8 protein-coding genes are annotated in these 5,699 nt (G+C 68.0%); 4 read left to right on the top strand and 4 right to left on the bottom strand.

Annotation, left to right across the window (positions count from 1 at the left end):
- From SJH88_RS18240 to SJH88_RS18225, 4 genes are all read left to right on the top strand, one after another.
- Window positions 1-946, top strand: a 946-nt coding sequence (locus tag SJH88_RS18240) for a branched-chain amino acid ABC transporter permease (protein WP_274755288.1), incomplete at its 5' end; no start/stop codon positions are given.
- Window positions 943-1,704, top strand: a complete 762-nt coding sequence (locus SJH88_RS18235) for an ABC transporter ATP-binding protein (protein WP_274755287.1) — start codon at window positions 943-945, stop codon at window positions 1,702-1,704. The genes SJH88_RS18240 and SJH88_RS18235, both read left to right, overlap by 4 nt.
- Complete coding sequence (locus SJH88_RS18230; protein WP_274755286.1) at window positions 1,701-2,477, top strand: ABC transporter ATP-binding protein; 777 nt, start codon at window positions 1,701-1,703, stop codon at window positions 2,475-2,477. Before SJH88_RS18235 ends, SJH88_RS18230 begins: the two co-directional genes overlap by 4 nt.
- A gap of 15 nt (window positions 2,478-2,492) precedes the next feature.
- Window positions 2,493-3,128 (top strand): GIY-YIG nuclease family protein, encoded by a 636-nt coding sequence (locus SJH88_RS18225; RefSeq protein WP_274755285.1) that lies wholly within the window; start codon window positions 2,493-2,495, stop codon window positions 3,126-3,128.
- Between the two features lie 71 nt (window positions 3,129-3,199).
- Here the strand turns inward: SJH88_RS18225 and SJH88_RS18220 are convergent, their stop codons facing one another.
- The 4 genes from SJH88_RS18220 to SJH88_RS18205 form a co-directional block, all read right to left on the bottom strand.
- Window positions 3,200-3,799: a YiiX/YebB-like N1pC/P60 family cysteine hydrolase gene (locus tag SJH88_RS18220; protein ID WP_274755284.1), complete on the bottom strand. Its 600-nt coding sequence runs from the start codon at window positions 3,797-3,799 to the stop codon at window positions 3,200-3,202.
- Window positions 3,796-4,260 (bottom strand): DUF4878 domain-containing protein, encoded by a 465-nt coding sequence (locus SJH88_RS18215; protein ID WP_274755283.1) that lies wholly within the window; start codon window positions 4,258-4,260, stop codon window positions 3,796-3,798. The genes SJH88_RS18220 and SJH88_RS18215 overlap by 4 nt, the downstream gene beginning before the upstream one ends.
- A gap of 155 nt (window positions 4,261-4,415) precedes the next feature.
- Window positions 4,416-5,015, bottom strand: a complete 600-nt coding sequence (locus SJH88_RS18210; protein WP_154164038.1) for a glutathione S-transferase family protein — start codon at window positions 5,013-5,015, stop codon at window positions 4,416-4,418.
- A gap of 46 nt (window positions 5,016-5,061) precedes the next feature.
- Window positions 5,062-5,699: YbfB/YjiJ family MFS transporter (locus SJH88_RS18205; protein WP_274755282.1), on the bottom strand; the 638-nt coding region annotated here is incomplete at its 5' end.

The raw sequence follows: 5,699 nt of genomic DNA, 5'->3' as shown, positions 1-5,699 counted from the left end.
CCGGCCGGGGGCCGGCCGCACCGCCTGGGCCGTGCTGCTGCTGGGCCTGGTGCTGCTGCCGCTGGCCGCCGGCCAGGACAGCTATGCCACCGTGCTGCTGACCGATATGCTGATCGCCGCGCTGTTCGCGGCCAGCCTGCACTGCATCCTGGGTCCGGGCGGGCTGCACTCGTTCGGCCATGCGGCGTACTTCGGCCTGGGGGCCTATGGCGCGGCCCTGGCCGTGCGGGCGCTGGATCTGCCCATGGAAGCGGCCCTGCTGCTGGGTCCCCTGGCCGCTGTGGCCGGTGCTCTGTTGTACGGCTGGTTCTGCGTGCGCCTGTCGGGCGTGTACCTGACCATGCTGACCCTGGCGTTTGCGCAGATCACCTGGGCCATCGTGTTCCAGTGGGATGCGGTCACCGGCGGCAGCAACGGCCTGACCGGGGTCTGGCCCTCGGCCTGGGCCGATCAGGGCGCCGCCTTCTACTGGCTGGCGCTGGCTGTCTGCGCCGCGGGCCTGTACCTGCTGCGCCGCCTGCTGTTTGCGCCCCTGGGCTATGCGCTGCGCGCCGCGCGCGACTCCGCCGTGCGCGCCGATGCGATTGGCCTGGACGTGCGCCGCATCCAGTGGACGGCCCTGGTGGTGGCTGCGGGCTTTGCGGGCGTGGCCGGGGCGCTGTTCGTGTTTTCCAAGGGCAGCGTGGCCCCCGACAGCCTGGGCGTGACCCGCAGCGTGGATGCGCTGGTCATGGTGCTGCTGGGCGGGATCCAGACCCTGGCGGGGCCGGTGGTCGGCTCGGCGGCTTTCACCTGGCTGCACGACACGGTGGCGCGCAACACCGATTACTGGCGCGCGCTGATGGGCGCCATCATGCTGCTGCTGGTGCTGCTGTTTCCGCAGGGGCTGGCCGGATCGGCGCAGTGGCTGGGGCGCCGGCTGGCGCGGCGCGGAGGTGGGGCATGACACTGCTGCAGGTCGAACAACTGAGCAAATCCTTTGGTGGCGTGCAGGCCGTGCAGGGCGTGTCCCTGGCGCTGCAGGCCGGCGAGATGCTGGCCCTGATCGGGCCAAACGGCGCGGGCAAGAGCACCACCTTCAACATGGTCGGCGGGCAGCTGGTGCCCGACCGTGGCCGCGTGCTGCTGCGCGGGCAGGACATCGCCGGGCTGGCGCCGCGCGCCATCTGGCGACGCGGCGTGGGGCGGACCTTCCAGATCGCGCAGACCTTTGCCTCGTTCAGCGTGGTCGAGAACGTGCAGCTGGCCCTGCTGTCGCACGACCGGCGCGTCTTCCGCTGGTGGCCGCGTGCCGCCGGCCACCGCCGGGACGATGCCCTGGCCCTGCTGGAGCAGGTGGGCATGGCGGCGCAGGCCGACCGGCCCTGCAGCGAACTGGCCTATGGCGACGTGAAGCGCGTGGAGCTGGCGCTGGCGCTGGCCCACGACCCGCAACTGCTGCTGATGGACGAACCCACGGCCGGCATGGCGCCGGGCGAGCGCGTGGCGCTGATGCAGCTGACGCGTGACCTGGCCCGGGCGCGGCAGATGGGTGTGCTGTTCACCGAACACAGCATGGACGTGGTCTTCGGTCTGGCCGACCGCGTGGCCGTGCTGGTGCGCGGCCAACTGCTGGCCGAAGGCACGCCGCAGGCCATCCGCGACGATGCGCGGGTGCAGCAGGCCTACCTGGGCACGGGCTGGGTGCTGGAGGCACAGAAATGATGAAAATAGAGAGCAGCATGGGCAAGCAGGACGGGCGTGAAAAGCCTAAAACACCCTTGCTGCAGGTCGACGACCTGCACGCCTGGTATGGCGCCGCCCACATCCTGCACGGCGTGTCGGTGCAGGTCGGGCGTGGTGAGGTCGTGGCGCTGATGGGGCGCAATGGCGCGGGCAAATCCACCACGCTCAAAAGCATTGCCGCCCTGGTGCCGCGCCGCGAAGGAAAAATTCTTTTCAGGGGCGAGGACCTGGCGCGCAAGGCCGCGCACCAGATCGCCCAGCGTGGCCTGGGCTATGTGCCCGAGGACCGGCGCATCTTCACCGAGCTGACGGTGCTGGAGAACCTGGAAGTCGGCCGCCAGCCGCCGCGCACCTGGCCCGACGGGACGGCGGTGCCGCACTGGACGCCTGAAAAGTTGTTTGCACTGTTCCCGAACCTGGGCGAAATGCCCGATCGCCTGGGCGGCCGCATGAGCGGTGGCGAGCAGCAAATGCTGACCGTGGCGCGCACGCTGATGGGCCAGCCCTGCCTGGTGCTGCTCGATGAGCCCTCGGAGGGCGTGGCCCCGCTGATCGTGGAGCAGATGGCGCGCACCATCCTGCAGCTCAAGCAGGCGGGCATCGGCATCCTGCTGTCCGAGCAGAACCTGCCCTTCGCCCAGGCCGTGGCCGACCGCGCCTATGTGCTGGAGAAGGGGCAGATCGTCTGGTCCGGCGCCATGGCGGCGCTGGCGGGCGATGCGAATGTGCGCAGACAATATCTGGGTGTTTGAGAGAGGGAGTTCACCATGCAAAGTGCGCTGCAAATTGTGTATGTACTGACCAATCCTGCGATGCCCGGGCTGGTCAAAATTGGGAAAACCACACAGGACGAAGTCGAGGTGCGGATGAAGCAGCTCTTCAGTACAGGAGTTCCCGTGCCTTTTGACTGCGCGTTCGCTTGCCGTGTGCACGATTCAGTAGAGGTCGAGAAGGCCTTGCACCATGCATTTGGGAATGCACGTGTGAATGCGAACCGCGAATTCTTCCGGATTGAGCCTGATCGTGTCATCTCGATCCTGAAGTTGCTGCATGTTGAAGATGCCACCAAGGATGTCGAAAGCGTGATTGAGGCCGATGCGACCCAGGCTGATTTGCAAGCGGCTGAGACGATGAAGAAACGCCGTCCGCGGATGAATTTCACAGAGCTGGACATTCCCCTGCATAGTGTTTTGTTGTTTAAAGACGCCTCGACACAAGTGACGGTTTGTGGTCCTAAAACTGTCCGTTTTCATGGTGAGGAATGCTCACTGACCGCGGCGACGAGGAAGGTGCTGGGCTATCCGGATAACTATCCTTTGCAGCCTTCTCCTTATTGGACTTTCAATGGCAAGACCATCAAGGAAATTTATGAAACTTGCTACGCCGAGGCAGACGAAGAGTAAGCACAGCAGTCGCTGCGTGGATGTGAGTGCCGGTCTGGCGTGCGCCAGCAGCACCTGGGCGTGCCGGTGCGCTACGGCGTGATCGGCAGCACGGGCGTCAGGGCCTGCAACTGGGGCGCGCGCCGCAGGCCGCTGGGCAGCAGGTAGCGGCCGCGCAGCAGCGGCAGGGTCACGTCGGTGTAGGCCACGTCCAGGGCCACACCGCCGTGCTGCCAGGCCTGCACCGCCAGCGTGGTGCAGTACAGGCCGCGCCCGGCATCCACCAGATCGAAGGCGCGGCCCTGCTGGGCCAGGGCCCAGGCCACGGCCTGCTGGCGGGCCGGGGCACTGGCGGGCACCCGGTACAGCTGGTAGGCCCGGGCGCGTTGCGGGTCCAGGTAGAAGTCCAGCGTGTCCAGCACCACGGCATCGGGCTGGCCGGGCTTTTCGGACGGGGTGGCGTGCAGCACCTGCCAGGGGCCGGTGGGATCGGCCGGTGCCACCAGCAGGCCCACGTGGCTGAAGTCGCCGGTGTCAACGGCGCGCACCAGGTGGCTGATGGTCTCCGTGCCCTGGCGGAACAGCAGGTCGCCGGCGGCGGCCTGTGCGGGCAGTGGCGGAGTGGCTCCGACCTGCCCACCGACCAGCAGGGCCAGACCGAAGGCGACGCCGTGGCGCCACCACGCACTCACACTTCGACTTTCCAGATGCCGTCGTCCAAGAACAGGTTCATGCGTTCGCGGCGGGTGCTGCCATCGCCGTAGGTGACCAGCACCCGCAGCTGGGTGACGTTCTCTCGGGTGGCAGATGGCACGCGTTCCACGATCTCCACCTTCTGCAGCCCGCCCTTGGCGTCGACCTTGGATTTGGCGCCGGCCAGCATCTGGCGCAACTTGGGGGTCAGCTCGGCCAGTTGCTGCTTGGAGAGGCTGCTGGCCGAGACCATGCTGATGCTCCGGTCGAAATCACCATCGGCCAGCGCGCGGTAGAAGCGCTGCACCAGGGCATCCTGCAGTTCCTCCGGGGTTGCCGCGGGGGCGGTGGTGTCAGCAGGCGCGGTGGCGCAGCCGGCCAGGCCCAGGGCCGAGGCGGTGAACAAGCCCGCCAGCAGGCAGTGGCGGCGGGAAATGCAGGCAGAAACAGAAGAAGACACAGGACCATCCCAAAAAATTAGCAATGGGCCAGTGTAGTAGACGGGGCATGAAAAAAGACTGGATGGCCTGTGCTGCCTGCGGAAGTAGCTATCGATTTATGGGAGTGCGGTGGGGTGTGACAGCACCCCGTAGCGGCGGTGCCGGGGCCAGGCCCTCACTCAAACCGGGTGGCGTGCAGGCTGGGGCGCTGGCGGGCGGCCTCCAGCCAGGCGTGCAGGCGTGGATAGGCATCGGCGGGCAGCAGCGCCGGCAGGCGAAAGCGCACGTACTCCAGGCCCACTGCCACGGTGATCTGGTCCAGGCTGAAGTCAGCGCCCACGGGGCGCGGCGGCGTCTGCTCCAGCTGCGCCAGGGTACGGCCCAGGGCGGCCAGGCGGCGCTGGCCCAGCACGCTGGCATCGGCCTCGGTGCCCTGGTACTTGCGCGCAATCACCACGGCAAACGCGGCCTCCATCAGGCCGTAGCCCACGCTGGCCTGGGCCAGCACCGCGGCGCACTGCGTGGGGGGCACCAGGGCCGGGCCGGTGCCGATCTGGTCCAGGTACTGGGCGATCAGCAGGGATTCGGCGATCGCCTGGCCTTCGTCCGTCACCAGCACCGGGATGCGCAGTTGGGGGTGGACGGCCAGCAGGGCCGGGTCGTGGTTCCAGGGGTCGGACCAGACCAGCTGCACGCGCTCGGCCAGGCCTTTCTCCAGCGCGGCAATGCGGGCCACGCGGGCAAAGGGCGAGGTGGTGTTCAGAAACAGTTGCATGGTGGGTTCACAGTGAGATGCAAAAAAAAGAAGCAATCAGCGCTTGTCAGATCTGTGCAGGTGCGGTTTTTGGCCGTGAAAACGCCACCAGCAGCGTGCCCAGTGCCAGGGCCGTGCAGCCCAGGGCAAACAGGCTGCGGTAGCTGCCGGTGCTGGCGTAGACATAGGCCATCAGATAGCCGGCCGTTGCCTGCAGCAGCGCAAAGGCGGCGGTGGCATAGCCCCACATGCGCTTGTGGCGCGCCGGGCCAATGAGCTGCATCAGGTAGCCCGAGGTGATGGCCGCCATGCCGGGCGACAGCGCCCCGACGATGAAGCCCGAGACCGCATGGCCAGCAAAGCCGGCCCAGACCAGGGGCAGGCCGATGGCCACGGCCTTGAGGGCGTATGCCCCGGTGGTGGTGCGCCACCAGCCCCAGCGCGTGGCACACAGCGCGGCGCACAGCGGGCCGGCCACGGCGCCCAGGCCGAACATGGCCCATTGGGTGGAGGCATAGCCGGCGCCCAGGTGCAGCTCGCGCGCCAGGTAGTCCACCCAGAACACGGTGTGCGGCACAAAGCCGAAGCCATCCGTGGTGTAGGCCAGGAACACCAGCACCACCGGCAGGCTCCACACCAGGGCGGGCGGGCTCGGCACCTGCGGGCCGGGCGTCACCGCCATGGGCACGGGCGCCGGCAGCTGGC

Origin of the sequence: Comamonas sp. GCA5, from assembly GCF_036541385.1 — a bacterium.
Lineage (GTDB): Bacteria > Pseudomonadota > Gammaproteobacteria > Burkholderiales > Burkholderiaceae_C > Comamonas > Comamonas aquatica.
The sequence above is the reverse complement of the archived record's forward strand: the minus strand, read 5'-3'. Positions and strand labels throughout refer to the sequence as shown.